28 protein-coding genes and 1 tRNA gene are annotated in these 26,456 nt (G+C 67.7%); 15 read left to right on the top strand and 14 right to left on the bottom strand.

Annotated elements, in window-relative coordinates; translation table 11 throughout:
• Window positions 1-97: 97 nt before the first annotated feature.
• On the top strand, window positions 98-2,731 hold the full coding sequence (locus IEW87_RS13515) for a transglycosylase domain-containing protein (protein WP_188712924.1): 2,634 nt from the start codon (window positions 98-100) through the stop codon (window positions 2,729-2,731).
• Window positions 2,731-3,663, top strand: a complete 933-nt coding sequence (locus tag IEW87_RS13520) for a metallophosphoesterase (protein ID WP_188712925.1) — start codon at window positions 2,731-2,733, stop codon at window positions 3,661-3,663. Before IEW87_RS13515 ends, IEW87_RS13520 begins: the two co-directional genes overlap by 1 nt.
• Window positions 3,664-3,687: 24 nt before the next feature.
• Here the strand turns inward: IEW87_RS13520 and IEW87_RS13525 are convergent, their stop codons facing one another.
• Window positions 3,688-4,290 carry a GTP pyrophosphokinase gene (locus IEW87_RS13525; protein WP_188712926.1) on the bottom strand — a complete coding sequence of 201 codons (603 nt, stop codon included), beginning with the start codon at window positions 4,288-4,290 and terminating at the stop codon, window positions 3,688-3,690.
• Between the two features lie 165 nt (window positions 4,291-4,455).
• Between IEW87_RS13525 and IEW87_RS13530 the strand changes: the two genes are divergently transcribed.
• Window positions 4,456-4,725: a hypothetical protein gene (locus tag IEW87_RS13530; protein WP_229731210.1), complete on the top strand. Its 270-nt coding sequence runs from the start codon at window positions 4,456-4,458 to the stop codon at window positions 4,723-4,725.
• A gap of 159 nt (window positions 4,726-4,884) precedes the next feature.
• Here IEW87_RS13530 and IEW87_RS13535 read toward each other — a convergent pair.
• From IEW87_RS13535 to IEW87_RS13545, 3 genes are all read right to left on the bottom strand, one after another.
• Window positions 4,885-4,958 (bottom strand) — tRNA-Pro (locus IEW87_RS13535).
• Window positions 4,959-5,034: 76 nt separating this feature from the next.
• Window positions 5,035-6,273, bottom strand: coding sequence for an alpha-hydroxy acid oxidase (locus IEW87_RS13540; RefSeq protein WP_188712927.1), 1,239 nt, complete (start codon window positions 6,271-6,273; stop codon window positions 5,035-5,037).
• A gap of 8 nt (window positions 6,274-6,281) precedes the next feature.
• Window positions 6,282-6,992 carry a FadR/GntR family transcriptional regulator gene (locus tag IEW87_RS13545; protein ID WP_188712928.1) on the bottom strand — a complete coding sequence of 237 codons (711 nt, stop codon included), beginning with the start codon at window positions 6,990-6,992 and terminating at the stop codon, window positions 6,282-6,284.
• 135 nt (window positions 6,993-7,127) lie between these two features.
• On the opposite strand from IEW87_RS13545, the gene IEW87_RS13550 reads away from it, so the two are divergent.
• Genes IEW87_RS13550 through IEW87_RS13575 form a run of 6 tightly spaced genes read left to right on the top strand, consistent with a single transcriptional unit; the run spans window position 7,128 to window position 13,746 of the window.
• Window positions 7,128-8,081: an ABC transporter ATP-binding protein gene (locus tag IEW87_RS13550; protein ID WP_188712929.1), complete on the top strand. Its 954-nt coding sequence runs from the start codon at window positions 7,128-7,130 to the stop codon at window positions 8,079-8,081.
• Entirely contained in the window at window positions 8,078-9,103 is a 1,026-nt protein-coding gene (locus IEW87_RS13555; protein WP_188712930.1) for an aliphatic sulfonate ABC transporter substrate-binding protein, read from the top strand. The genes IEW87_RS13550 and IEW87_RS13555 overlap by 4 nt, the downstream gene beginning before the upstream one ends.
• Window positions 9,100-9,909, top strand: a complete 810-nt coding sequence (locus tag IEW87_RS13560; protein ID WP_188712931.1) for an ABC transporter permease — start codon at window positions 9,100-9,102, stop codon at window positions 9,907-9,909. Before IEW87_RS13555 ends, IEW87_RS13560 begins: the two co-directional genes overlap by 4 nt.
• Window positions 9,900-11,858 carry an acetate--CoA ligase gene (gene acs / locus IEW87_RS13565; RefSeq protein ID WP_188712932.1) on the top strand — a complete coding sequence of 653 codons (1,959 nt, stop codon included), beginning with the start codon at window positions 9,900-9,902 and terminating at the stop codon, window positions 11,856-11,858. Before IEW87_RS13560 ends, acs begins: the two co-directional genes overlap by 10 nt.
• Window positions 11,855-13,189, top strand: a complete 1,335-nt coding sequence (locus IEW87_RS13570) for an O-acetylhomoserine aminocarboxypropyltransferase/cysteine synthase family protein (RefSeq protein WP_188712933.1) — start codon at window positions 11,855-11,857, stop codon at window positions 13,187-13,189. The genes acs and IEW87_RS13570 overlap by 4 nt, the downstream gene beginning before the upstream one ends.
• Complete coding sequence (locus IEW87_RS13575) at window positions 13,186-13,746, top strand: CoA-binding protein (protein ID WP_188712934.1); 561 nt, start codon at window positions 13,186-13,188, stop codon at window positions 13,744-13,746. The genes IEW87_RS13570 and IEW87_RS13575 overlap by 4 nt, the downstream gene beginning before the upstream one ends.
• A gap of 108 nt (window positions 13,747-13,854) precedes the next feature.
• On the opposite strand, the gene IEW87_RS13580 is transcribed toward IEW87_RS13575, so the two are convergent.
• Window positions 13,855-14,550, bottom strand: coding sequence for a hypothetical protein (locus IEW87_RS13580; protein WP_188712935.1), 696 nt, complete (start codon window positions 14,548-14,550; stop codon window positions 13,855-13,857).
• Window positions 14,547-14,696 carry a ribbon-helix-helix protein, CopG family gene (locus IEW87_RS13585; RefSeq protein ID WP_188712936.1) on the bottom strand — a complete coding sequence of 50 codons (150 nt, stop codon included), beginning with the start codon at window positions 14,694-14,696 and terminating at the stop codon, window positions 14,547-14,549. Before IEW87_RS13585 ends, IEW87_RS13580 begins: the two co-directional genes overlap by 4 nt.
• 122 nt (window positions 14,697-14,818) lie before the next feature.
• Between IEW87_RS13585 and IEW87_RS13590 the strand changes: the two genes are divergently transcribed.
• From IEW87_RS13590 to IEW87_RS13605, 4 genes are all read left to right on the top strand, one after another.
• A complete protein-coding gene (locus tag IEW87_RS13590) occupies window positions 14,819-15,403 on the top strand; it encodes a DNA-binding protein (RefSeq protein ID WP_188712937.1) in 585 nt (194 codons plus the stop codon).
• A gap of 57 nt (window positions 15,404-15,460) precedes the next feature.
• Entirely contained in the window at window positions 15,461-16,042 is a 582-nt protein-coding gene (locus IEW87_RS13595) for a hypothetical protein (RefSeq protein WP_188712938.1), read from the top strand.
• Between the two features lie 36 nt (window positions 16,043-16,078).
• Window positions 16,079-16,936, top strand: a complete 858-nt coding sequence (locus tag IEW87_RS13600; RefSeq protein WP_188712939.1) for a dihydrodipicolinate synthase family protein — start codon at window positions 16,079-16,081, stop codon at window positions 16,934-16,936.
• Window positions 16,937-17,055: 119 nt separating this feature from the next.
• Complete coding sequence (locus tag IEW87_RS13605; protein WP_188712940.1) at window positions 17,056-17,205, top strand: hypothetical protein; 150 nt, start codon at window positions 17,056-17,058, stop codon at window positions 17,203-17,205.
• A 441-nt stretch (window positions 17,206-17,646) separates the two neighbouring features.
• Here the strand turns inward: IEW87_RS13605 and IEW87_RS13610 are convergent, their stop codons facing one another.
• Both IEW87_RS13610 and IEW87_RS13615 read right to left on the bottom strand, forming a co-directional pair.
• On the bottom strand, window positions 17,647-18,825 hold the full coding sequence (locus tag IEW87_RS13610; RefSeq protein WP_188712941.1) for an MFS transporter: 1,179 nt from the start codon (window positions 18,823-18,825) through the stop codon (window positions 17,647-17,649).
• Complete coding sequence (locus IEW87_RS13615) at window positions 18,822-19,163, bottom strand: ArsR/SmtB family transcription factor (protein WP_188712942.1); 342 nt, start codon at window positions 19,161-19,163, stop codon at window positions 18,822-18,824. The genes IEW87_RS13610 and IEW87_RS13615 overlap by 4 nt, the downstream gene beginning before the upstream one ends.
• Window positions 19,164-19,246: 83 nt before the next feature.
• Here IEW87_RS13615 and IEW87_RS13620 point away from each other — a divergent pair, with 83 nt between their 5' ends.
• A complete protein-coding gene (locus IEW87_RS13620; protein WP_188712943.1) occupies window positions 19,247-20,548 on the top strand; it encodes an NAD(P)-binding domain-containing protein in 1,302 nt (433 codons plus the stop codon).
• Between the two features lie 23 nt (window positions 20,549-20,571).
• A complete protein-coding gene (locus IEW87_RS13625; RefSeq protein ID WP_188712944.1) occupies window positions 20,572-21,000 on the top strand; it encodes an arsenate reductase ArsC in 429 nt (142 codons plus the stop codon).
• Between the two features lie 120 nt (window positions 21,001-21,120).
• Here the strand turns inward: IEW87_RS13625 and IEW87_RS13630 are convergent, their stop codons facing one another.
• From IEW87_RS13630 to IEW87_RS13655, 6 genes are all read right to left on the bottom strand, one after another.
• Complete coding sequence (locus IEW87_RS13630) at window positions 21,121-21,534, bottom strand: VOC family protein (protein WP_188712945.1); 414 nt, start codon at window positions 21,532-21,534, stop codon at window positions 21,121-21,123.
• A gap of 10 nt (window positions 21,535-21,544) precedes the next feature.
• Complete coding sequence (locus tag IEW87_RS13635; RefSeq protein ID WP_229731212.1) at window positions 21,545-21,967, bottom strand: helix-turn-helix transcriptional regulator; 423 nt, start codon at window positions 21,965-21,967, stop codon at window positions 21,545-21,547.
• Window positions 21,968-22,067: 100 nt separating this feature from the next.
• A complete protein-coding gene (gene galE, locus IEW87_RS13640; protein ID WP_188712947.1) occupies window positions 22,068-23,087 on the bottom strand; it encodes a UDP-glucose 4-epimerase GalE in 1,020 nt (339 codons plus the stop codon).
• 10 nt (window positions 23,088-23,097) lie between these two features.
• Window positions 23,098-23,760, bottom strand: a complete 663-nt coding sequence (locus IEW87_RS13645) for a thymidine kinase (protein ID WP_188712948.1) — start codon at window positions 23,758-23,760, stop codon at window positions 23,098-23,100.
• Between the two features lie 35 nt (window positions 23,761-23,795).
• Entirely contained in the window at window positions 23,796-25,244 is a 1,449-nt protein-coding gene (gene mqo, locus IEW87_RS13650) for a malate dehydrogenase (quinone) (protein WP_188712949.1), read from the bottom strand.
• An 80-nt stretch (window positions 25,245-25,324) separates the two neighbouring features.
• Window positions 25,325-26,395: an aspartate-semialdehyde dehydrogenase gene (locus tag IEW87_RS13655; RefSeq protein ID WP_188712950.1), complete on the bottom strand. Its 1,071-nt coding sequence runs from the start codon at window positions 26,393-26,395 to the stop codon at window positions 25,325-25,327.
• Window positions 26,396-26,456 lie beyond the last annotated feature (61 nt).

Consider the following 26,456-nt stretch of genomic DNA (forward strand, 5'->3'; position numbering starts at 1 on the left):
ATCTCCTGTCCGTGCGGGCGAATGAACACTGCGATTCTCGGCGAAGACCGATGCGCGTGTGCGCGGCATCACAGCGTTCTCCTTTACGATCAAGCCTATGCCTCATGCGAAAAGGACGTTCGGCGGCGTGCTCGGCGGATTTCTCGGACTCGTCGGCCTGAGCGCCATCGCGGGGATCCTCGTGACAGCCACCGTGACCCCCGCGATCGCGATCTCGGGCTACGCGGCCTCCAGTGGAATTTCACTGTTCGACAGTCTCCCCGGCAACCTCGAAGTCGACCGGCCGATGGAACCGACGACGATCTACGCCCCCACCGGTGAGGGAGACGACTACTACGAGCTCGCGTCGTTCTACGACCAGAACCGCGAACCCATCGAGTACGACGAGGTCTCGCACTACGTCTACGACGCCCTCCTGTCCACCGAGGATCCGCGCTACTACGAGCACGGCGGCGTCGACCTCATCGGAACCGCCCGCGCGCTCCTCAACAACGCGCTCACCGAGACGACCCAGGGCGGATCCTCGATCAGCCAGCAGTACGTCAAGGGCGTGCAGGTGCAGACCTGCGAGCGCACCGCGGAGGACATGGAGACCCTCGCCGAGTGTGCAAACGAGGCCGTGACAGCCTCCGGCACGGAGGGGTACCAGCGCAAGCTGCAGGAGATGCGGTACGCGATCACGATCGAGCAGGAGTACTCCAAGGAGCAGATCCTGATCGGCTACCTGAACCTCGTGAACTTCGGTGGCGTCACCTACGGCATCGAAGCGGCCGCGCAGCAGTACTACTCGAAGTCGGCCAAGGATCTGAACCTCAACGAGTCCGCGACGCTCGCGGGCATCGTGAACTATCCAGCGACGCTGCGTCTGGATCAGCCGGAGAACGCGGAGAACGGCGAGGAGAACGGGTACGCCCGTACAAAGGACCGGCGCGACTCCGTCCTGTGGCGCATGCTGAAAGAGGGAACGATCACGCAGGAGCAGTACGACTCCACCGTCGAGCAGCCGGTCGAGCCGAACCTGTCGAACCGCCAGCGTGGGTGTGCGGCGGCACAGGGCACCGCGTACTTCTGCCAGTACGTGAAGAACACGATCCTCAACGATTCGCGCTACGACGAGGCGTTCGGCAGCGAAGCCGGATCCCCGGAACGTGCCGACATGCTGACCCGCGGCGGGCTCGAGGTCTACACGACGCTCGACAACAACCTCCAGTACACGGCCCAGGAGACGATGGCCGCGAGTACCCCCGCGAGCGTGGACTACATGAAGTTCGGTGCCACGAGTGTGCAGATCGAACCGAAGTCCGGCAACGTGCTGTCGATGGCGCAGAACACGCGCTTCGACGAGAGCCGCGACACGGACCCCGGGGACTCGGCCCAGATCTATGCGGTCGACGAGAAGTACGGCGCTGCGCCCGGCTTCTCGGTCGGATCGACGTACAAGTTGTTCACGCTGGTCGCATGGCTCGAGCAGGGCCGCAGCGTCAACGAACACGTCGATGGCAACGTGCGTCCGTATTCGGGCACGTGCGAAGGCCGGACGTTGAACGCCGAAGGCAGCGTCATCAACAACTTCCGGAATCAGGGGGGCAAGATCGGTACGCCTCGCGATTTCACGGCTCAGTCGCTGAACACCGGATTCCTTGCGATGGCGGCGCAGCTCGACGATGTGTGCAGCATCCACGAGGTCGCCGGACGGATGGGCGTCCACCTCGGAACGGGCGAGGAGATCGTTCCGTTCGAGACGTGGGATCCCGGCATGTTCGACGTGCTCGGTTCCATGAATATCTCCCCCCTCACGCTCGCCTCGGCGTACGCGACTGTCGCCAACAAGGGCGTCCACTGCGAACCCACCGTGCTCACGCGCGTCGTCGACGCGAACGGTCAGGAGTTGGAGCTTCCCGAGACGGAATGCGAGCAGGCGATCGACGAAGGTGTCGCTGCCACCGCGGCACACGCCCTCGCCGGAGTGATGAGCGCCACCGGCTCGAGCGCGAACCCGAACGATGGTGTGCCCGTGGTCGGCAAGACCGGAACGCATGAGAATTACCAGACGTGGATGGTCGAGACGTCGACGAACGTGACGACCGCGGCCTGGGTAGGGAACTACGACTCGATGAGAGACGAGCGCGACCCGGACAACCCCGATGACGACACGTTCTACGAGGTGGATCTCTACAGCAGCTTCACGCCAAACGGACGACAGATGTCCGAGCTCCGGTACGACATCGCGAGAGCGAATCAAGCGGCCGCGAACGCCAGATACGGCGGCGACGAGTTTCCAACGCCCGACCCCAACCTGACGAAGGTGGTCAAGGTCGATGTACCGAACGTGGCCGGAATGTCGGTCGACGAGGCGACGGACGTCCTCGAGGGTGAAGGATTCTCCGTGACGGTGGGTGACACCGTCTCGGGAGATCAGAAGGAAGGACGCGTCGAGAAGACGAATCCGGAGGGCAGTGCACCCCGAGGCAGCATCATCACCCTGCTGATCTCGGACGGAGAGGGCGGCACGAAGGTTCCGGACGTCACCGGCCTCAGCACGACGCAGGCCTACAAACGACTCTTCGACGAGGGGCTCCGCGCAAGTATCGGCGACTGCACCGTCAGCGCCTCGGCTCCTGCCAACGGGCGCGTCGTCCGCACGGATCCGTCAGCCGGCACGCAGGTGAAGGACCGCACCGAGGTGACGATCTACTCCGAGGCTCGCGTCTGCCGAGGGAACAACAACTGATGGTCGACCCGTCCGGCGGCCGCCGCGCGCTGGCGGCCGCCGCCGGCGTCGCCGCAGCGGCCGCCGTGTGGGGGGTCGGCATCGAGCGCCACTGGTTCGCCGTGCGCCACCGGACGGTGCGTGTGCTGCCCGCCGGCTCGACGCCGATCCGTGTCCTGCACCTCAGCGACATGCACCTCGCCCCGTGGCAGCGGCGCAAGCGCGACTGGGTCGCGCGCCTCGCGGCACTGCGACCCGACCTTGTCGTCGACACGGGCGACAACCTCGGCCATCCGCTCGCGCTGCCGGCCGTGCGTCGCGCGCTGTCTCCGTTCGCGGGCACACCCGGCGTGCACGTGCACGGATCCAACGACGTCTGGGCGCCGAAGCCGCGCAACCCCTTCCGATACTTCACGGGCCCGTCGCTGATCGCGCCCGACGTGTCGCGTCTCGACACCGACCGGCTCGATGCGCTGCTCGAGGGAGACCTCGGCTGGTTCGGGCTCAACAACGACTCGGTCGCCTTCGACGTCCGCGGGCACCGGATCCGGTTCATCGGCACGAACGACCCGCATCTCGAGTACGACGACTTCGACGAGCTCGACACGACGATGAGCGACCTGCCGGAACCCGACATCACGATCGGCGTGACGCACGCGCCGTATCGGCGGGTGCTCGACGGCTTCATGCAGCGCGGCGCCGACGTCATCTTCGCGGGTCACACGCACGGCGGTCAGGTGCGGGTCCCCGGCATCGGCGCGCTCGTGGCGAACTGCGACCTGCCGCTGCGGCAGACGCGCGGCCTCTCGACGTGGACGCACCGTGGGCGGCAGGCTGCGCTCAATGTGAGCGCCGGCCTCGGCCATTCGATCTACGCTCCGGTGCGCTTCGCGTGCCGCCCGGAGGTCTCGCTCATCACGCTCGCCCCGCGCCTGTCCTCGCCGCTTTCCTGACGCCGCTCACGCGTCGCAGGTACCTCAGCGGTCGCGCAGTTCTCGCCGGATGTCGTCCAGGTTCCGGTCGGCTTGTTCAAGCAGCGCCGCCGTCAGCGCGAAGCGGCGGTTGATCTCGGCGCTCGGCGGCTCAGTCTGCGGCTTGTAGCGGAAATCGTGCTCGACCTCGGCCCAGACGTGTTCGAGCATCGTGCGGATCTGCACCTCGATGGGTAGCCCGGCTTCGAACTGCTCGAACATGTCGTTTCCGCGGGTTCGGCCGACGAACTGCACGCTGCGGTACCCGAAGCTCTGGTCGCCGAGCAGCCCGCCCTTGTCGATGTAGGAGTCCTCGGCGACGTCGAACATTCGCCTCATCATCCTCTCGATCTGGACGAGGTCGCCGCGGAAGAACGCCATGATGCGCACGCCGACCATGTCGAGCACGGGCCGGTCCGGATCCCTCCGCACCTTCGCTTCAAAGGAGCCGCGCTTCTTCACGCGAGCCTCCACACGGAAGTAGGGCACGCCCCACTGCCGCAAGTGCAGGGGGATCTCCTGTTCGAGCGACTCCTTCAATGCGCGGTACTCGACCAGCGAGCGGTCGTAGGCACGCAGCGCGTCCTTGACCTCGGTCTCGATGTCCATGCGTCCAGCGTATGCGCGCGGCGCCGAGAACCGAGGATAGGCGGCACCGTCGGCCCGGTGTCCCACCGCGACCCACGCGGACGGCCATCCGCGGCGTCGTCAAGGCCTTGACAGGCTGCGTTCGATAAGTGAATGCTCGATAGCCCACGGAGAAGAGGAGGGACCATGAGCACGAAGCGAGACATTGAGAAGGGCATCGAAGAGGCGGCTGGTTGGAACCCGATGCGCACGTTGTCGGGGTTCGGCGTACGGAGTAATCACCTCTACATCGCCGGCCTCGCGGCGATCGGGTTCTCGGTCGTGACGTGGCTGTTCTCTCGCGGAAAGAACGACTCGAGGAGCCAATCGGACCGCTGGGGCCTGTTCGTCGGCGAGTGGGCACCGACGTTGTTCGCCGTCGGGGTCGGGCTCAAGCTCGAGGAAGACAAGAAGTAGCGCGAGCGCACACGTGTCCGTCCGCGCGAGCGGGCACGCTCGTACTCCGCGACGTCGGCGATCCGATTCCTGTCGTCGAGGCGCACGCTCCCACAGCCACGAAAGGAGAAGGCCCGGTGAGATTTACCGTCTCACCGGGCCTTCTCTTTCGTTATCACGTCGGGATGACAGGATTTGAACCTGCGACCTCCTCGTCCCGAACGAGGCGCGCTACCAAGCTGCGCCACATCCCGTGGCAACTACGAAAGTCTATCCGATGCGACCACAGCCGTCGAACCGGCGCGACCCGCGCGCGTCGCCACTGGGGCGTCAGCGGGCCGAGCCCACCGGCACGAGACGCGTGAGCTGCGTCACATGGCGTGGCTCCAGCTCCTCGATCGAACTGACACCCAGAAGCGCCATCGTGCGGCGGATCTCCGCGGAGAGGATCTCGATCATGCGGTCGACGCCCTCCCGGCCGCCCGCCATGAGGCCATACAGGTATGCGCGTCCGACCAGCGTGAACTTCGCTCCCAGCGCCATCGACGCGACGATGTCTTGGCCGTTCATGATGCCGGTGTCGACCATGATCGTGGCGTCCGCTCCGACCTCCTTGACCACCTGCGGCAGCAGGCGGAACGGGATCGGCGCCCGGTCGAGCTGGCGCCCACCGTGGTTCGACAGGATGATGCCGTCGACGCCGTGTTCGATGAGCTTCACCGCGTCGGGAACGTTCTGCACACCCTTGATGACGATCTTTCCGGGCCACAGTTCTCGGATCGTCTTGAGGTCGTCGTAGCTGATGGTCGGATCCATCGCCGAGTTGAGCAGGTCGCCCACCGTGCCGCCCGTTGACGACAGCGATGCGAACTCGAGCTTCGGGGTCGTGAGGAAGTCGATCCACCACCACGGCCGTGGCAGCGCGTTCGCGATCGTGCCGAGCGACAGCTGCGGCGGAATCGAGAACCCATTGCGGCCGTCACGCAGGCGGTTGCCGGCGATCGGTGTGTCAACCGTGAACTGCAGGGTGTCGAAGCCGGCCTTCGCCGCGCGCTCCACGAGGCCGTACGAGATCTCGCGGTCGCGCATGACGTACAGCTGGAACCAGTTGCGCCCGTGGGGGTTCGCCGCTTTGACGCCCTCGATCGAGGTCGTGCCGAGGGTCGACAGCGTGAACGGGATCCCGGCTGCGCCCGCGGCGCCCGCTCCGGCCGTCTCACCCTCGGTCTGCATCAGGCGTGTGAATCCCGTCGGCGCGATGCCGAACGGCATCGCCGACGGTCCGCCGAGGATCTGCGTCTCCGTGGAGACCTCGGGAGCGGGCGCCAGAACGTCCGGGTGGAACTCGATGTCCTCGAACGCCTGACGGGCGCGCGTCATCGACAGTTCCTGGTCAGCCGCACCGTCGGTGTAGTCGAACGCCGCGGCTGGCGTGCGGCGCTGCGCGATCTTCCGCAGGTCGGCAACCGTGTACGCCTTCCGCAACCGCGCTTCCTTGCCGAATTCCGGAAGCTTGATCTTCAGGAACTCCATCACCTCGGCGGGCTTGGGAAACTGTCGCTGAACCATTCTCGTCCTCACTGTCGTTGTTGCTCGTCACGGATGCGCGTCGCCGCGTAATACCCGCCGATGTGGTCGTGGATCCGCTGGCGTGCGTCGTCGGCGTCGCCCGCCCGCACTGCCTCCAGAACGCCACGATGCTCGTGCTGCAGGCGGTCTCGCGCAGCCGACCAGTCGCCGATGGCGTGGGCGCGCGATTGCACGTAGGTCTCGATCGCGGCGCGCAGGCCCGTCATCACGGTGGCGAAGACGGCGTTTCCCGTCGCCTCCGCGAGCAGCCCGTGGAATCGCGCGTCGAGAGACAGGAATTCGTCCGAGGTGAGGGCGTCGTCATCCATGGCGTCCAGCACCTCGCGCGCCGCGCTCAGCTCCGGGGTCGTCGCCGCGAGTGCCTCGACGACCGCGGCCTCGAGCACGAGGCGTGCGTCGACGACGTCGCCGAACTCGAACGCCTGCGCGGCCGCCTGCAGCCCCAGCACCTGTGCGACACCCGAACTGGCCGATGTCGTAATCACTGCCCCGGACCGTGGTCCGGATCCCGTCGCCGTGTGAAGGACTCCCATGACCTCGAGCACGCGCAGCGCCTCGCGGACACTGGATCGGCCGACCCCCAGCTGCGTCGCGAGCTCGCGCTCGCCCGGCAGCCGATCCCCCGGGCCCAGGGATCCGTCACGGAGGCGTTTCTCGACGTGATCGAGCACGACGCGCCACGCCTTGGTCTCGGCCATGGAACCTCCGTCGCGCCTGTGGTCTGACCACAGTACCGCGCCCGCTGCCCTGCGCCAAACAGCCGCTGGGCGACATGTGTCGTCGTGTTGCGCACGTTTTGCGAGCAGGCTCCCGTGCGACGCATTCTGATGAGCATGTCCGAGACCCTCCATGCCCGCACAACCGCGCCTGCCGGCGCCGTGCGCATCGACGGCGTGGAGCGCACCTTCCCGACCAAGACCGGACCGCGCACCGTGCTGCGTGATGTCGACGTCGCGCTCGCCCCCGGCGAGATCGCCGCCGTCGTCGGCCCGTCCGGCTGCGGCAAGTCCACCCTGCTGCGTCTCATCGGCGGACTCGACGAGCCGACCCGCGGATCCATCACCCTCGACGGCGGGACCGCCCGCGCGCACGATGAATCCACGGCGATCGCGTTCCAGGAACCGCGCCTACTGCCGTGGCGCACGATCGCTCAGAACATCGCCCTGGGACTCCCCCGAGGCACGAAGCCGAAGCGGGCGAAGGAGCGCGTCGCGGAGCTGCTCGACCTCGTCGGCCTCACCCACGCGGCCGGCCAGCGTCCCCGCGAGGTCTCCGGCGGCATGGCGCAACGCGCATCACTCGCCCGCGCCCTCGCCCGCAGCCCGCGCGTGCTGCTTCTCGACGAGCCGTTCGGCGCGCTCGATGCGCTGACGCGGCTCAAGATGCACGATCTCCTGCTCGACATCCACCGCGCTCAGCCCACGACCGTCCTGATGGTCACCCACGACGTCGAAGAGGCGCTGTACCTCGCCGATCGGGTGCTGTTGCTGCGCAACCTGCACGCGACGACCGCACAGCCCGAGCGACCCCGCGCGAAGGTCGTGGCACTGGGATCCACCTCGGGCATCGGCGCGCTCGGCGGATCCGGCTCGCACGGATCCGCCCCCCAGATCGCGGACGATGCCCCGGCGCGCGACGGATCGGTCGCGCGCGTCGTCACCGTCCCTGGGTCTCGCCCGCGCGACCGCGGGGCCCGCTCCCTCACCGACCTGCGCGCGAGTCTGCTCGACGGGCTCGGCGTCACTCACCACACCACAACACCGCTCACCGCCAAGGAGAACTCATGAGCATCATCACCCGCCGTATCATTCCCGCGACCGCCGTCGCCGGAGTGATGGCGCTCATGACGACGGGCTGCCTCGCGGGCGAGGGCGGCGGAGCGGAAGCCGCGACGGACGGCGGCGAATGGTCGAGTTCGACGCTCTCCGTCGACTGGGCGACGTACAACCCGCTCAGCCTCATCATCAAAGAGCAGGGCCTCATCGAGGAGACGCTCGGTGACGACGTCGAGGTCGAATGGCTGCAGTCCGCTGGCAGCAACAAGGCCAATGAGCTGCTGCGGTCCGGATCGGTCGACGTCGGTTCGACCGCCGGATCCGCAGCGCTGTTCGCGCGTGCGAACGGCTCACCGATCAAGGTGATCGACATCTACTCGCAGCCCGAGTGGTCGGCGATCGTCGTGCGTCCCGACAGCGACATCGCTGACCTCGCGGACCTCGAGGGACGCACGGTCGCCGCGACGAAGGGCACCGACCCGTACTTCTTCCTGCTGCAGGCGCTCGAGGAGGGTGGTCTCACGCTCGACGACGTCGAGGTGCTGAACGTCCAGCACGCCGACGGACGTTCGCTGCTCGACGGCGGCTCGGCCGACGCGTGGGCGGGCCTCGACCCGATCATGGCCGCTGCGGAAGTCGAGTCCGACGACCAGCTGATCTACCGCAACGTCGATTTCAACACCTACGGCTTCCTCAACGCGACCGAGGATTTCATCGAGAACCACGCCGATCTCGCGCAGGTCGTCGTCGACGCCTACGAGGAGGCGCGCGTCTGGGCGATCGAGAACCCGGACGAAACCGCGCAGCTGCTCGCCGATGCCGCCTCGATCGACCTCGACGTGGCGAAGACCGTGATCGCCGAGCGCTCGAACCTCGACGTGTCGGGCGTTCCGGGCGACGCACAGCTGGCGGTGCTCGAGGCGATCGCGCCGATCCTGGCCGAGTCGGGCGACGTGCAGGGCGGACAGGACTCCCTCGACGAGGCGCTCGGCACGATCGTGCACGACGACTTCGCCGTCGCGGCCACGGAATGACCGGCGACACCGCACAGGCGACCGGGACCCAGCGCCCGATCGTCGCGCTCTGGGCGCGTCCGTGGGTGAGAACGGCTGCAGGCTTCGTCGTTCCGATCGTCGTCCTCGCAGCGTGGCAGTACGTCACCGCGAGCGGCATCGTTCCCGTCTACCGTCTCCCGCAGCCCTGGGCCGTCGTCGAAGCGGGCGTAGAGCTGTACGAGCGCGGCGAGCTCTGGGGGGAGATCGGGATCTCGGTGCAGCGCGTCGTTCTCGGCTTCCTGTTCGGATCCCTCATCGCGCTCGCATTCGCCGCGATCGTCGGACTATCGAAGCCGGGCCGAGCGCTGTTCGCCCCGACGCTCGTCGCACTGCGCGCCGTTCCATCGCTGGCCTGGGTGCCGCTGCTGATCCTGTGGATGCAGGTCGGTGAGGAGTCGAAGGTCACGCTCGTCGCGATCGGCGCGTTCTTCCCCGTCTACACCACCGTCGCCGACGCGTTGGGCCACGTGAGCCCGCAACTCGTCGAGGCAGGGCGCTCCTTCGGTCTGCGCGGCTGGTCGCTGTTCCGAACCGTGCAGCTGCCAGCGGTGATCCCGTCCGTCATGTCAGGACTGCGTCTCGGCCTCGCGCAGGCGTGGCTGTTCCTCGTCGCCGCCGAACTCATCGGCGCGACGATGGGACTCGGGTTCATGCTCAGCGATTCGCAGACCTCGGGGCGCGTCGACCGGATCCTGCTCGCCATCGTGTTGCTCGCGCTGCTGGGCACGCTCTCGAACGCGATCCTGGTGGTCGCGGAGAAGGTCGTTCTGAAGAGGTGGATGTGACAGCCGAACTTCGCCTCGCAGAGACGCGGTCGTTTGCCGCGCCCCCCACGTTCGCCGCGCAGGCGAACGTCGGTGCGTCCGTCTATGAGACCGCGAACGCGGATCCGGTCGCGTTCTGGGAGCGCGCCGCGCACCGCCTCGAGTGGACCCGGCCCTGGCACACCGCGCACACCTGGGATCCGTCGGTGCCGGCCGCCCAGTGGTTTGCCGGCGGGCGCCTCAACGTCGCGACGAACTGCGTCGACCGGCACGTCGCCGCGGGCCGCGGCGAGAAGGTCGCGCTGTTCTTCGAGGGCGAGCCTGGCGACCGCGAGGCCGTCACCTACGCCGACCTGCAGCGACGGGTCGCGCAGGCCGCGCATGCGCTCGAACAGCTCGGCATCGGATCCGGAGACCGCGTCGTGGTCTACCTGCCCGTGCTCGTCGAGACGATCGTCATCGCCCTCGCCTGCGCGCGGATCGGCGCCGTGCATTCGCTCGTGTTCGGCGGATTCTCAGCCGACGCCGTCAGGTTCCGCCTCGAAGACACGGGCGCGAAACTGCTCGTGACCTCCGACGGACAGAATCGTCGCGGCACGCAGGTCGAGGTCAAGTCGGCCGCCGATGAGGCCGCACGCGATCTGCCCGCGCTCGAGCACGTGCTCGTCGTGCGCCGCACGGGACAGAACGTGCCGTGGACCGCAGGCCGCGACGTGTGGTGGCACGATGTCGTCGACCCGCAGCCGGAGACGCACGAGCCGCAGGCCTTCGACGCCGAGCATCCGCTGTTCATCATCTACACGTCGGGGACCACGGGCAAACCCAAAGGGCTCGTGCACACCTCGGGCGGATACCTGACGCACACAAATTGGGCGCACTGGGCGCACTTCGACGCCAAGCCCGAAGACGTGCACTGGTGCACCGCAGACCTCGCGTGGGTGACCGCGCACACCTACGAGATATACGGGCCGCTCTCGAACGGGCTGACCCAGGTGATCTACGAGGGCACGCCGGACGCTCCGTCTCGCACGCGGCATCTCGAGATCATCGAGCGCTACGGCGTGACGGTGTACTACACGGCCCCGACGCTCATCCGCACCTTCATGACGTGGTTCGGCGACGAACTGCCCACCGGCTACGACCTCTCGTCGATCCGCCTGCTCGGCACGGTCGGCGAAGCGATCAACCCCGAAGCCTGGGTGTGGTTCCGCCGCACGTTCGGGCGCGACGAGACCCCCGTCGTCGACACGTGGTGGCAGTCCGAGACCGGCGCGGCCATGGTCGCTCCGCTCCCCGGCGTCACAACGCTGAAACCCGGGTCCGCGACCGTCGCACTTCCGGGGATCGACATGGCCGTCGTCGACGAGAACGGGGATCCAGTCGCCCCGGGGCGCGCAGGCACGCTCGTCGCGCGGCGACCCTGGCCGGGGATGGCGCGCACCGTCTGGGGCGACCCTGAGCGCTACCGACGCTCGTACTGGGCGGAGTACGCCGACCGCGGCTACTACGTGGCCGGCGACGGCGCGACGATCGACGAAGACGGCTACATCTGGATCCTCGGGCGCCTCGACGACGTCGTGAACGTCTCGGGGCACCGGCTGTCAACGATCGAGATCGAGTCCTCGCTCGTCGCGCACCCCGCCGTCGGTGAGGCCGGCGTGACGGGAGTGACGGATCCGATCAGCGGACAGGCGGTCGCAGCCTTCGTCGTCGACGGATCCGGCGGGCCCGTCGAGCCGGACGCGCTACGGCAGCAGGTCGCCCGGGACATCGGCCCCATTGCGAAACCGCGGCACGTCATCCGCGTCCCCGAGCTGCCGAAGACCCGCTCGGGCAAGATCCTGCGCCGGCTACTCGCCCAGCTGTGGCAGGGCGATACGCTCGGCGACACCACGAGCCTGCAGAACCCCTGGGCCGTAGATGGCGTGCGCGAAGCCGTGCGCCGGGCCCGCGAGAAGGAGACCCGATGAGCGAACACCAGTTCGGATTCCGCACGCGCGCGCTGCACGCGGGCGGCACGCCTGATGCGGCGACCGGCGCGCGCGCCGTGCCGATCTACCAGACGACGTCGTTCGTCTTCGACGATGCGAAGGACGCGGCGAACCTCTTCGCGTTGCAGAAGTACGGCAACATCTACTCGCGCATCGGCAATCCGACGGTCGCGGCACTCGAGGAGCGGCTCGCGTCTCTCGAGGGCGGGATCGGCGCGGTCGCCACGGCAAGCGGGATGTCGGCCGAGTTCATCACGTTCGCGGCGCTCGTCGGCCAGGGTGACCACGTCGTCGCGTCGGCGCAGCTGTACGGCGGAACGGTGACGCAGCTCGACGTGACGCTCCGACGTTTCGGCGTCGAGACGACGTTCGTCGCGAGCGACGATCCGGAGGAGTTCCGGAAGGCGATCCGCCCGAACACGAAGGTCGTCTACACCGAGGTGATCGGCAACCCCGGCGGCGAGATCGCCGACCTCGAGGGACTCTCCGCCGTCGCCCACGACGCCGGCGTCCCGCTCGTGGTCGATGCCACCCTCGCGACGCCGTACCTTGTGCGTCCGATCGAGCACGGAGCGGACATCGTCATCCACTCCGTGACGAAGTTCCTCGGCGGGCACGGCACCACGCTCGGCGGTGTCGTCGTCGAAGCGGGCACGTTCGACTGGGGGAACGGAAAGTTCCCGACCATGACCGAGCCGGTCGAGTCCTACGGCGGCATCCGCTGGTGGGACAACTTCGGCGAGTACGGCTTCCTCACCAAGCTCCGCAGCGAGCAGCTGCGCGACATCGGCCCCGCGCTCAGCCCGACGGCGGCTTTCAATCTGTTGCAGGGCGTCGAAACGCTCCCCCAGCGCATCGACGCGCATATCGCGAACACGCGCGTCGTCGCCGAGTGGCTCGCATCGGATCCGCGCGTCTCGTTCGTCACGTGGGCGGGACTCGACGAGCACCCGCATTTCGCACGAGCACAGAAGTACTTCCCTCTCGGCCCGGGATCCGTGTTCGCGTTCGGCGTGCGACCGGCCGGATCGTTCGACTCCGAGTCAACCCGCCTCGATGCGGCGCGTCAGGCCGGCGAGAAGGTCATCGAGTCGCTGCAGCTCGCCAGCCACCTCGCCAACATCGGCGACGCGCGGACGCTCGTGATCCACCCCGGATCCACGACGCACCAGCAGCTCACGTCGGAGCAGCTCGAGGCGGCGGGCGTCCCCGCCGACCTCATCCGCATCTCCGTCGGCCTTGAGGATCCAGAGGACATCGTGTGGGACCTGGATCAGGCCCTCACCAGCGCGACGGGAGAGACGCGATGAGCGACGCATGTGAGTTCACCCCGCGCACCGAATCGCTTCCGGGCGCAACCGGAACCGACTCCGCTCACGCGGACCGTGCCTGGCAGGGGCCCGGGGCCGGCGAGCGACTCGGGATCCTGCGGCGCGCGCGGTCGATCGCGATCGTCGGCGCGTCGAGCAATCCCGCCCGTGCGAGCTACTTCGTCGCCACGTACCTGTTGTCGAGTTCTCCGTACGATGTGTACTTCGTCAACCCGCGCGCCGACGAGATCCTCGGCCGCAAGGCGTACGCCTCACTCGCGGATCTGCCCGTCGTGCCCGACATCGTGGACGTGTTCCGACGCCACGACGACCTGCCGGGCGTCGCCGAGGAGGCCATCGCCGCGGGCGCGAAGACGCTCTGGCTGCAGCTCGGCTCCTGGAACGAGGAGGCGGCCCGGATCGCCGAGGACGGCGGACTGTCGGTCGTGATGGACCGGTGCATCAAGATCGAGCACGCGCGCTTCCACGGCGGCCTGCACCTCGCTGGCTTCAACACGGGCGTCGTGTCGTCGAAGCGGCAGGTCGTGGCGCGGTAGGTCCCGTACGGGCTCCGCGCGCGCGGAAATTCGCCCGAATTGCGCACGAGAAGGCCCGTTCCGACCCCTCGGAACGGGCCTTCTCGTGCGTTGCGGCCACGCGCGGCGTCAGGTCATCTGGTGGTAGCCGTACAGGTCGCGCTGGGGCTCGTTGATCCACACCTCGTCGCCGCCCTCGCCCTCCTCGGGGCTCGGCAGGCGCACGGTGCGACCGAACGCCTCGTCGACGATCGTCGCGTCGTATCCGGCCGCCCGCAGTCGCTCGGCGATCGCATGGAGGTCATCCGCGACGAACGAGAGCCCGACGGTCGGCGAGTCGGCGAGATGCAGCCCCACGTTTCCCGCGTCGGACACCATCTCCGTCCATCCGCCGCCATCCGCGGAGATGAACGCGCGCAGCCCGAGCGCCTCGAGGATGCGGCGCGGTTCGTCGAGGTCGGTGGCGAACCAGATCGGCTGTACCAGCGGCGCACCCTCGCGCACGGCGACGGATCCCTCGCTGACGCCGACCGTGATGCCGCACGATACGAAGAGGATCTCGCCCACGCCTGCCATCGTCTCGCGCGAGACCTCGAAGTCGGCGAGCGCGCGCTCCGCGACATCGAGATCGTCGACCAGCACCTGAAGGTCGACTCGACCCGCGGGAAGCGCCTCGGATGCCGCGTGGACGGCGAACGATCCCCGCCCGTGGAACGCGGCCCATTCCGGCGTCGGCGGGTGCGGTGCGTCGAAGCCGAGCACCTGGACGAGGCCGTGCCACGCAGCGGTGTCGTCTGCGTACAGGATCTGCTGAACAGCGGTCATCGGTGGTCCCCCTCGATCTCGGAGCGCAGCACACGCTCCACGAGCGCCGACAAGCTGGTGCCCTCATCGATGGCACGGTGCTTCACGTCGCGCACGAGGTCTCTCGGCAGATACACGTTGAACTGAACTTTATCGCTTGCTGGCATGCTAGCATTTTAGCTCTCCAGGCACGCCTGCACAACATGCAGCCAGAAGCGCATTGTTGAACATCTTGACATTGATGACTCAAGTGATTTATACTTGCACCCCAGAGATCAAGGAGCAACACATGTTCGTCATCACCGCCGATCAGCACGACAGTCGAGCCAGCGCCGATCTCGTTCCCGCGGCACTCGACGTGATTGTCCGGTACGGCGGATCCGCACTCCCCCTTCCGCCCGAGCGCACGGCGGGCGACGAGGTGCAGGCTCTCGTCGCCACGGCCGACGCCGCGCTCGACATCATTCTCGCCCTCACGCGCACGCACCGGTGGAGCGTCGGGCTCGGAGCTGGCACCGTCGACGATCCGCTGCCGAACGACGTCCGAGCGGGGCGCGGATCCGCGTTCATCCACGCGCGCGACGCCGTCGATCGCGCGAAGAAGGCGGCGACGCGGGTCGCGGTCTCTGCCGACGACGCGGAGGACGCGGAGGCGCTGCTCCGGCTCCTCATCGAGTTGCGCGACCGCCGCACCGATGAGGGATGGGAGGTGTACGAGCTGCTCGCGGGCGGCATCACGCAGCGCGCCGCGGCCGAGCAGATCGGAATCAGCGAGAGCGCCGTGAGCCGTCGCGTCGCCGCGGCGTCGATCCGGGTCGAAGAAGCCGCTCGCCCGGCGCTCGCCCGGGTCCTCGCACGCCTCGGCGAACCGTAGGGAGCCAGCCGCGTGCCCCCCCTTCGTTTGACAGAGGTCCGTGACAGACTGAGCGCCATGTTCCTGCCCGGCTCGCTCACGGGTGTGATCCTCGGATCCGCACTCGTCGCCGCGTTCATCGCGACACTGATCATCATCCTCGTGACGCGCTCGCGACCGCGGACGGCTGCCTTGCTTGCCGCCGCGATCCTCATCGTGACGAGCCTCGTGGCCGCGGCGATGGTGCCAGCGGCGGCTCCCCTCGCGCTCACGATCCCGCTCGCGCTCCTCGGCGTGGCGGTCGCGCTTCTCGGGGGCGATCCCGCGGCCCGCCGCGTGCTCGCTCTCGCGTCGAACAGCATGGTGCGCGAGGGCCCGAACGGCGGGATCCTGCTGCGCACGCCCGCGGCGACGATCGAACCGGCTCCCGAGGTGATGCGCGGCGGCGTGACGATCGGATATCTCGAGCGCACGGCGGTGGTGCTCGCGATCATCGTCGGCTACCCCGAGGCGATCGCGGTCGTCGTCGCGATCAAGGGCATCGCCCGCTTCACCGAGCTCGGCACGCCCGAAGCACGCGAGCGCTTCATCATCGGCACGCTCGCCAGCCTCGGCTGGGCCTGCGTCGTGGCGGCGACCGTCCACCTCTCGATGGGCTGAGCAGCTCGCGAGCGTCTGCGCGGCTACGCTCGTGGCATGCAGTTCACCGGCGTCAGTGCCTTTCCCCTCACCCCGTTCGTCGACGATCGCATCGATGAGGGCGCATACGCAGGCCTGATCCAACACCTCGCGCGCAGCGATGTCTCGTCGATCACGTCCCTCGGATCCACGGGATCCTACGCCTACCTGTCGTCAGCAGAGCGGGCGGCCGCGGTGAGCATCGCGGTCACGAACGCCGGCACGACGCCCGTTCTCGCGGGTATCGGCGCCACCCGCACACGAGACGTCGTCGAGAATGCGGCGAGCGCCGCCGAGGCAGGCGCACGCGGACTGCTTCTCGCCGCCGTCTCCTACCAGCCACTCGGCGACGATGAGGTGTTCGGCCTGTTCCGCGACGTCGCCGCGAGCACGGACCTGCCGATCGTCGTGTACGACAACCCGCGCACGACCGGCTATACCTTCACTCCCGAGATGTACGCGCGCGTGTCGGAGCTCCCGGGCATCGCGTCGCTCAAGGTTCCCGGCCGCCCGCTCGACGAGGCACGTGACCTGTTGCAGCGGATCCGATCGCTCGTGCCCGAGCACGTCTCGGTGTGCTTCTCGGGCGACAGCTTCGCGACCGACTGCCGCGCCGCCGGCTACGACGGCTGGTATTCGGTTCTCGCTGGCACGCTCCCGGACCTCGCCCTCGCGACGTGGGATTCCGGATCCGACGACGCCCTCCAGCCGCTGTGGGACCTCTATACCGAGGCTGGCGGCGGCCTGCGCGTCATGGCTGCCATCGCGGAGCGAAAGCGGTGGGCGGCACCCGGGAGTTTGCCGCGCCCTCTCATCGGACTGTCGGGCGAGCAACGAGAGCGCCTCGTCCGCATTCTTGACGGCATCGACTCGTGAGCCGAGCGACGCCCGGTCCTTCGGGAGGAGAATTCGCCTTCGGAAGGCTCGGAAGGTGGCACGGAGCCCCTTCGCGGAGCTTTCTCCTTCCCAGCGCACGCGCTGATAGTCTCGGCCGGATGACGACGGGGGCGAATCGCCAGAGGCAGGCGTGGCGCGAGCTGCCGGAAGCGATCCGGCTCGCGGCGACGGAGTTGCTCGGAGCACCGGTCGTCACGGCGACGACCCAGAAACGCGAGCGACTTCAACCCGGATCTCGAAACGAGTGATCTCGTCACGCACCCCACCCTCTCGTCGTTGTCGCCGGCGACGATGACGCGCTTCTTCCTGAATCTCGCGGGGAACTTCCTCGCGAAATCACAGGTCCCAGAACCCCGTGGTATCCCAGGCCTGCGGGCCTTCCAGCGTGCCGAGGGCGAGATATGCATCCGCCTTGCGATGGGCTGAGGCGTGGGAAGCATTGACATCGGATGCATCAGTAATGCGAGATTTTAGCGTTGATCGGCGCTTTTTACGCCAATTCTGCGACGTTGTGGGTAGCTGGCTGTCGAATGACGGAAGTGTAGCAAGCATCCGGAAGCCACCCGCGAGTTACCTCGTTGACGAGTAGTGCGGCACGACGGGCGCACCGTTCCTGAAGGAGAAGCACGCGCACTTTCCGCGATGTTTGCGTGCGACGAGTCCCATATCGGTGGGGAGCGACTGCGATCTCATGAGAATCGAGCGAGAACGAGCGCGACGGCTGCGAGCAACACGGCGATCAGCGCCATCGCCGTGTAGGAGCCGGTGGCGGCGGCAAGCAGTGGGCCGAGGGCGGGACCAACCGCGCTAATGAGGGTGATGGGTGCGGCGAAGACGCCGTTGATGGAGCCGTAGTTGTGGGCGCCCCATCGATCGGCGACGGCTGAACCTTGGACGAGTGTCTGTGCGCCGCGCACTGCACCCGCGGCGATGCCGAGGACGATGAGCAGCCACGGCGGGCCGGGGACGAGTGCGAGGAACGCGAGGAAAACGACGCTGAGCCCGGCGGTAGCCGCGAGGGGGACCCATGGGGCCGCGGTGTGCGGGATCGCGATGTAAAGGAGCCGGCCGATGACCTGTCCGGCGCCGAGAAGCCCGAGCGCCCAGGCAGCGAGCTCGTAACTCATGCCTTTCTCTGTGAAGAGCGGGATCAAGGCGAGGGTGACGCTGAACAGCGCCGTTGCGAGCATCAGCATCGATAACTCGAGCATCCAGAAACGGCGTGTGCGGATGACGGTGCTGACCGTGTGCGCATGTTCGGCCTCCGGAGCCTCAGGGATCCGACCCCAGCGGCGTTCGAGGCTGAACCAGTGCAGGGGCACGGTGGTTACGAGCAAGAATCCGGCAAGGACGATGAAGGTGGTGCGCCAGTCGGAGACCGTGAGAAGTCCGGCGACGACCGGTGCGAACACGGTGGAGGCGAGCCCGCCAGCGAGGGTGAGGATCGTCATCGCCGCACGCCGCCGAGACCCGTGGCGGCGTGCGATGACGGTGAACGCGGCCTGGTAGAGCACGGCGGACTGCGCACCACCGGCAACCACCCACCCGGCGGTGAACACGGCGAGGTTCGGTGCGAGGGCGACCATGACGAGTCCGACCGGGCCGACGATGCTGCCCAAAGTCATGATCAGGCGCGGCCCGCGCTCGTCGAGCCAACGACCGACGAAGACCCCCGCCACGGCGGAAACGATGAGACCTGAAGAGAAGGACAGCGTGACGAGTGTGACCGGCCAGCCGGTCTCGGCGGCGACCGCCGGGGACGCGACGATGAGGGCGTAGTACAGGATCCCCCAGCTGATGACCTGGCCGACAGACAGCGCGGCCAGTCGCCCGCCCAGCCATGGCGGGGCGGACACCTCAGCGGTCATACGGAGCGAAGCGCGTCGGCAGCAGCATCCAATGCTCCGTCGTTGAGGGCGAAGTAGGCCCACTTGCCGCGTTGCTCGCGAGTGACGAGGCCAGCATCGGCGAGCAGCTTCATGTGATGCGACACCGTCCCCTGGGACAAGCCGACAGGTGCGGTGAGGTCGCAGATGCAGGCTTCGCCGCCAGAGCTCGATGCGATGAGGGACAACAGCATGACGCGAGTGGGGTCTCCGATCGCCTTGAAGACCCGCGCGACGCGCTCAGCATCCTCTGCGGTCAGGGTCGACGTGATCCGCGGCACGCAGCACGCGGACTGTTCGATGGTCGTTGGCAGGCTCACGCAGACAGTCTGACACGTATTGACATTCTTCGATAGATGCGTGAATGTTCTCGTATTGAAATTTCTCGATGCGAGGAGATGTGATGTCTGAGCTTCCTGTCGTCGTCATCGGTGCTGGCCCACAGGGTCTCGCCGCCGCGGCACACCTGACCGAGCGGGGCCTGGACGCCGTTGTTGTTGAACGCGGCACAACAGCTGGTGCGGCGGTCGGCGAATGGGGACACGTGCGACTGTTCTCCGCCTGGCCCGAACTCACAGACGCGGCCGCACGCCGGCTGCTGGAACCCACCGGATGGATTTCTCCCACAAGCGGATATCCCACCGGCGCCGAGTGGGTGGACAACTACCTTGCGCCGCTCGCCGCGACCTTGGGCGATCGGGTGCTGTACGGCACGACAGTGACAGGCATCGCCCGGCAGGGGCGCGACAAGGTCGTCGACAGCGAGCGCAAGAGCCAGCCGTTCGTGGTGCACACCGTCGACAAAGACGGCCGCGACGGTCGTGTTCTCGCTAAGTCAGTGATCGATGCATCCGGCACGTGGGCGCTGCCGAACCCGGCTGGCGCAGACGGATTCGCTGCGGTCGGCGAGGCTGCTGCAGCGGAGCGCATCTCCTACCGCATCCCGGACGACGTCTCCGAGCTCGCTGGTGCTCACGTGGTCGTCGTCGGCGCGGGCCACTCCGCGACGCACGCGGTGCTACGTCTGAGTGAGCTGGCTCGCCGCGAACCGGACACCCGGGTGACATGGCTGCTGCGCCGCGGCAACACAGCGAACGTGTTCGGCGGTGGCGCCGGGGACGAGCTTCCTGAGCGGGCCGCACTCGGCTCCCGTGCGCAGAAGGTCATCGAGGCCGGTATCGTCGACGTCGCCACCGGGTTCCGCGTGGCCGAGTTCCAGCAGGGTGACGATGCGCTCACGATCCACGCGGAGGACGGACGTGAGATCTCAGGCGTTGCGCACGTGATCACCCTCACTGGCTTCCGTCCGGACACCAGCTTCCTCCGTGAGGTGCGCATCGACCTCGACACGTCTCTGGATGCCGTCGCCGGGATCGCGTCGGAGATCGACCCGAACATCCACGCGTGCGGATCGGTCCGAGCAACGGGGGCACGTCAGCTCGCTCAACCCGAGCAGGGGCTGTTCATCGTCGGCGCGAAGTCCTACGGCCGCGCGCCGACATTCCTCGCACTCACCGGATACGAGCAGGTGCGCAGCGTCGTCGCCCACCTCGCTGGCGACCACGATGCCGCCGTGCGTAACGAACTCGTACTCCCCGACACCGGGGTCTGCGGCGGGGCCGGCGACTTCGACACGGAGCGCAGCACCTGCTGCGCGGCGCCGTCCATGCTGCAGCTCGACACCCTTCCAGTCTCCCTCAGCTGACCGAATCGAACTCGGGAGACACCATGACCGACACCACGACCAAACCCTCCGTCCTCTTCGTCTGCGTCCACAACGCCGGCCGCTCCCAGATGGCCGCCGGGTTCCTCCGGGACACGGCCGGCGACCGCGTCGAGGTCCGCTCCGCCGGCTCCGTACCAGCCGACCAGATCAACCCCACCGCCGTCGAGGCGATGAAAGAGGTCAATGTCGACATCACGGCTGAGCAGCCGAAGGTACTGACCACGGAGGCCGTGCAGGCATCCGACGTCGTCATCACGATGGGCTGCGGCGACGCCTGCCCGTTCTTCCCCGGCAAGCGCTACGAGGACTGGAAGCTCGACGACCCCGCCGGACAGGGCATCGACGCCATCCGACCGATCCGTGACGAGATCCGAGCACGTATCGAGAAACTGGTCGACGAACTCATCTGCGCCCGTGGCGGGGGCGAATAGTTCCCCGCGGAATACTTCTCTCCGCCGATAGCGCCTCGGAAGGAGATTTCGCCTTCAGAAGGATGAGATCTGCGGATCCGGGCCTCCCAGGAGCCGAATCTCCTCCCGAAGCGCGCACACTCACACCTGGCGCAGGCGCACCGTGTTGCCGGCCGGATCGCGGAAGGCGCAGTCGCGCACACCGTAAGGCTGGTCGGTCGGCTCCTGGATTACCTCGGCCGCGGCGTGCTCCTGGATCCGCGCGAAGTCCGCGTCGACGTCGACGCTCGCCAGCATGATCCAACCGAAGGTGCCCTTCGCCATCATTCCGGTCACCGTCTCGCGCTCGGCCTCGGAGATGCCAGGGTCGGCGAACGGGGGCGCGAGCAGGACGCACGTGTCCGGCTTGCCCACCGGGCCGACGGTAATCCAGCGCATGTCGCCCTGACCGACATCGCTGCGCACCTCGAAGCCAATCGCGTCGCGCCAGAACACCACCGAAGCGTCCGGGTCGACGAGGGGAAGCTGTGCCGTGTGAATCGTCATGGTTGTCATGACACTCACGTTATTGCGGCAGCAGCGGCGGCGCTTCTCCATTCCTGGCCGGTCTCGCCACCTGCTTGACGACGCACGACGGCAAATGCTGCGGATCCGTTCTCGCGCGTTCGCGAAACTCGGTCGGCGACAGGCCGACGAGCTCGCGAAACCGAGTGCTGAACGTGCCGAGGGACGAGGATCCGACGGCGAAGCACACCTCGGTCACCGTCACGTCGCCGCGGCGCAGCAACGCCATCGCCCGTTCGATCCGCCTCGTCATCAGGTACGAGTACGGCGATTCGCCATAGGCGCGCTTGAACGCGCGGCTCAGGTGTCCGGCCGACATGAACGCACCCCGCGCCAGCTCTTCGACGTCAAGGGGCTGCGCGTACTCGCGATCGATGCGGTCGCGCACGCGCCGCAGCGCGACGAGGTCCGGATCCAGTTCCACGGTGAAACCGTACACGCCGCGCAACGCGTCGCAGTCACCTCCAGCGGACAACGCGTCGCGCGGGCGGCTGTCGGCGCCGACTGCGTTGTGTTGAGGGCGCTCAGCCCTCGTAGCCGCCGGGGTTGTTCTGCTGCCAGTTCCACACGTCGCGCGTCATGTCGTCGATCGTGCGGGTCGCGGTCCACCCTAGCTCGCGCTCGGCCTTCGCGGGCGTGCAGTACGTCGCCGCGAGGTCGCCCGCGCGGCGCGGCTTGACCGACTTCGGCAGCTCGCGACCGACCGCCTTCTCAAAGGAGGTGATCAGCTCGCGCACGCTGACGGGATTCCCCGTGCCGAGGTTGTAGACGGCAAGGCCCGGCGCAGCCTTCTCCAGCGCCTTGACGTGGCCCTCGGCGAGGTCGACGACGTGGATGTAGTCGCGCTGGCCCGTGCCGTCAGGAGTGTCGTAGTCAGCGCCGAAGATGCCGATCTCGGGCAGCTTGCCGACCGCGACGCGGGCAACGAAGGGCATGAGGTTGTTCGGGATCCCCTTCGGGTCCTCTCCGACGAGCCCTGACTCGTGCGCGCCGACCGGATTGAAGTACCGCAGCAGCGTGACGTTCAGCTCGGGGTGCGCCTGCTGCACGTCGGTCAGCACGGTCTCATTCATGAGCTTCGACTTCGAGTACGGGTTGGACAGTTCGACGAGGTTGCGGGTCGCCTGCTCCGTGAACGGCAGGTCGGCCGGATCCGAGTAGACGGTGCCCGTCGACGAGAACACGAACGAACGGATCCCCCGCGCGATGCCGACGCGCAGCAGCGCGTAGGTCGTGTCGAGGTTGTTGGCGTAGTACTCGAGCGGCTTCTCGACCGACTCGCCGACGGCCTTATGCGCCGCGAACTGGATGATCGCGTCGAACGGCCCGTGCTCGTCGAAGGCGCTCCCGACGTGCTCATCGTCCGCGGCGTCGCCGATGACGAGAGGCACCTCGGTGCCGGTGATCTCGGCGATGCGGCTGGGCACGACACGGCTTGTGTTCGCCAGGTTGTCAAGCAGCACCGGCTCGTGGCCGGCCTCGATGAGGGCGATCGCCGTGTGGGTTCCGACGTATCCGGCACCGCCGGCAAGAAGAACGCGCATGGGCTCCAGCCTACTGCGGGGCGAGGACGCCGCCGGACTCTTCGAGGTAGCACGCGCCGCACAACGATTCGTAGGTGACGAAGCGCGCGCCGCGGACGGCGGCTGTCGCCGTGTCGATCGCCACCTGGTCGCCGTCGAAGACGAACTCGCCGCCGATCTTGCGAGCGTTGAACAATGCCTTGCGTCCGCACCGACAGATGGTCTTGAGCTCCTCGAGCGTGTGCGCGACCTCGAGCAGGCGCCGAGATCCCGGAAACGCCTCGGTCTGGAAGTCCGTGCGGATGCCGTATGCCATGACCGGGATCCCATCCTCGACCGCGATCTTGAGAAGGTCATCCACCTGCGGCGGCGAGAGGAACTGGGCTTCGTCGATCAGCAGGCACGCGACGTCAGCGTGTCCGTCGTCGTCGAAGAGCGCATCGTCCGCCGCACGACGGATCCGCGTGCGCTCGTGTGCCACGAGGTCGCGGACGTCGGCGTCGGCCGCGATGAGGAAGTCGACCGGGCGCGTGACGCCGAGTCGCGACTCGATGGATCCGGCACCCTTCGAATCGATCTCCGGCTTGGCGAGCAACACCGACTGCCCGCGCTCCTCGTAGTTGTATGCCGCCTGCAGGAGCGCCGTCGACTTGCCGGAGTTCATCGCGCCGTAGCGGAAGTACAGTTTGGCCACCGGATAACCTTACGTACGCCCGCGGCCGGGCAGTGTCAGGTGAGCAGGCCGAGTGTCTCGGCAGATGCCCGCTCGGTCGACTCGGCGAGTTCCGCGTTGTCGTTCAACAGGCCGCCGTACGTCGGGATGAGTTCGCGCAGCTTCGGCTCCCACTCGTCCTGGCGGTCGGGGAAGCAGGAGCGCAGCAGGTTCAACATGATCGACACGGTCGTCGAAGCCCCGGGCGATGCCCCGAGCAGCCCGGCGACGGATCCGTCGGAAGCCGAGACGACCTCGGTGCCGAACTGCAGCTTGCCGCCCTTCATCACCTGAGCGCGCTGCCCGGCCTGGATCAGCTCCCAGTCGTCGCCGTCGACGCCCGGCGCGAACTCGCGCAGGCTGTCGATCTTCCGGTCGCGGTTCTTCATGAGCTCGCCGACGAGATACCGCACGAGGTCGAGATTCGTCACCGCCACCTTGAGCATCGATCCGAGGTTCGACAGCCGCACCTGCTGGATGATGTCGGTCCAACGGCCGGCCTTCAGGAACTTCGGACTGAACGTCGCGAACGGACCGAACATGAGCGAGGCCTCGCCATCGACCACGCGCGTGTCGAGGTGAGGAACGGACATGGGCGGCGCGCCGACAGCGGCCTGCGAGTACACCTTGGCCTGGTGCTGGGCAACGATGTCGGGGTTGGAGGTCTTGAGGAACTGTCCGCCGATCGGGAAGACGCCGTATCCCTTGATCTCGGCGATCCCGGCGCTCTGCAGCAGCTTGATGGCCCATCCGCCCGCGCCGACGAAGACGAATCGCGCGTTGAGGGATCCGGGGGTGCTGCCGACGCGGTGGCGGTAGAGCACGTCCCAGGTGCCGTCGGAGCGGCGCTTGAGCTTCTTCACCTCGTGGTTGAGGCGGACGTCGGCCCCCGAAGAGGCGAGGTGGTCGAAGAGCTGCCGTGTGACGGCACCGAAGTCGACGTCGGTACCCGCGGGCACGCGCGTCGCCGCGAACGGCTCGTCGCTCTTGCGGCGCTTCTTCATCAGCAGCGGCGCCCACTGGTGGATGACGCGCGAGTCCTCGCTGTACTGGATGCCGCGGAACAGCGGCTGCTCCTTGAGCGTCTCGTACCGCGCCTTGAGATAGGCAACGCTCTTTGCACCGCGCACGAACGTCATGTGCGGCGTCGAGTTGATGAACGTCGACGCCTCCGACAGGATCCCCCGGTCGACGAAGGAGGACCACAGCTGCCGGCTCACCTGGAACTGCTCGTTGATGCCGATCGCCTTGGACGGGTCGTCGGGGTCGGGCATGTAGTTGAGCTCGCACAGCGCCGCGTGTCCGGTGCCCGCGTTGTTCCACGGGTTCGAGCTCTCCTGCGCCACGTCACCGAGGCGTTCGAGCGTGACGATCTTCCAGTCGGGCTGGAGTTCTTTCAGGAGGGTGCCCAGGGTGGCCGACATCACGCCGCCGCCGATGAGCACGACATCTACGGGTTCACTCACGATTCATCAGCCTACTCTCGGTACCCGAGTGCTTTTCGACGAGGCGCCCGGCAACATCCGCGGTTTTTATGCGCGTGTCATCACGCGCGCTGCAGGCGCCGAGCCGCGATGAGCTCGGCGATCTGGACCGTATTCAGCGCTGCGCCCTTGCGCAGGTTGTCGCTGGCGATGAACATCGCGAGCCCGTGACCGTCGGGCGCACCCTGGTCGGGGCGGATGCGCCCGACGAGGGTGGGGTCCGCACCGGCGGCCTCGAGGGGCGTCGGCACGTCGACCAGCTGCACGCCGGGCGCCTGCGAGAGCAGCTCCGTCGCGCGCTCGGGCGAGATCGGATCCCGGAACTCCGCGTTGATGGAGAGCGCGTGGCCCGTGAAGACGGGGACGCGCACGCACGTCCCCGAGACGAGCAGGTCCGGCAGGTCGAGGATCTTGCGGCTCTCGTTGCGGAGCTTCTTCTCCTCGTCGGTCTCGCCGAGACCGTCGTCGACGATGTTGCCGGCGAGCGCGATGACGTCGAACGCGATCGGCGCGACGTACTTGTCGGGCTCGGGGAAGTCGACCGCGGATCCGTCGTGCGTGAGGCGATCCATGTCGCCCTGCGACACGGCGGCTTCGACCTGACCGCGCAGTTCCTCGACGCCACCGAGGCCGGATCCGGAGACCGCCTGGTAGGTCGAGACCACGAGTCGTTCGAGGCCCGCTTCGGCGTCGAGCGCCGAAAGCGTCGGCATCGCGGCCATCGTCGTGCAGTTCGGGTTCGCGATGATGCCCTTCGTGGCCGCGTCGATCGCTTCCGGGTTCACCTCGCTGACGACGAGCGGGACATCAGGATCCATGCGCCATGCGCTCGAGTTGTCGACGACGAGTGCACCCGCCTCGGCGAAGCGCGGCGAGTGCTGCTTCGACGCGGAGCCGCCCGCGGAGAACAGGGCGATGTCGATACCGGCCAGCTCGGTGCTGTTGACGTCCTCGACGGTCACGTCCGTGCCGCGGTACGAGATCGTCTTGCCGGCGGATCGCGGCGAGGCGAACAGACGCAGCTCGCGAACCGGGAAGTCGCGCTCTGCCAGGATCTCCAGCATCTTTCCGCCGACCTGGCCGGTGGCGCCGACGAGGGCGAGCGATACTCCGGATTCTGCAATGCGTGCCATGGGTTCCTCGTAGTTCGGGGGCGGAGGTTCTTGCGAGTCTACCGGCGGCGAGTCAGCCGCC

It is taken from the genome of Microbacterium faecale (assembly GCF_014640975.1).
Classification (GTDB): domain Bacteria; phylum Actinomycetota; class Actinomycetes; order Actinomycetales; family Microbacteriaceae; genus Microbacterium; species Microbacterium faecale.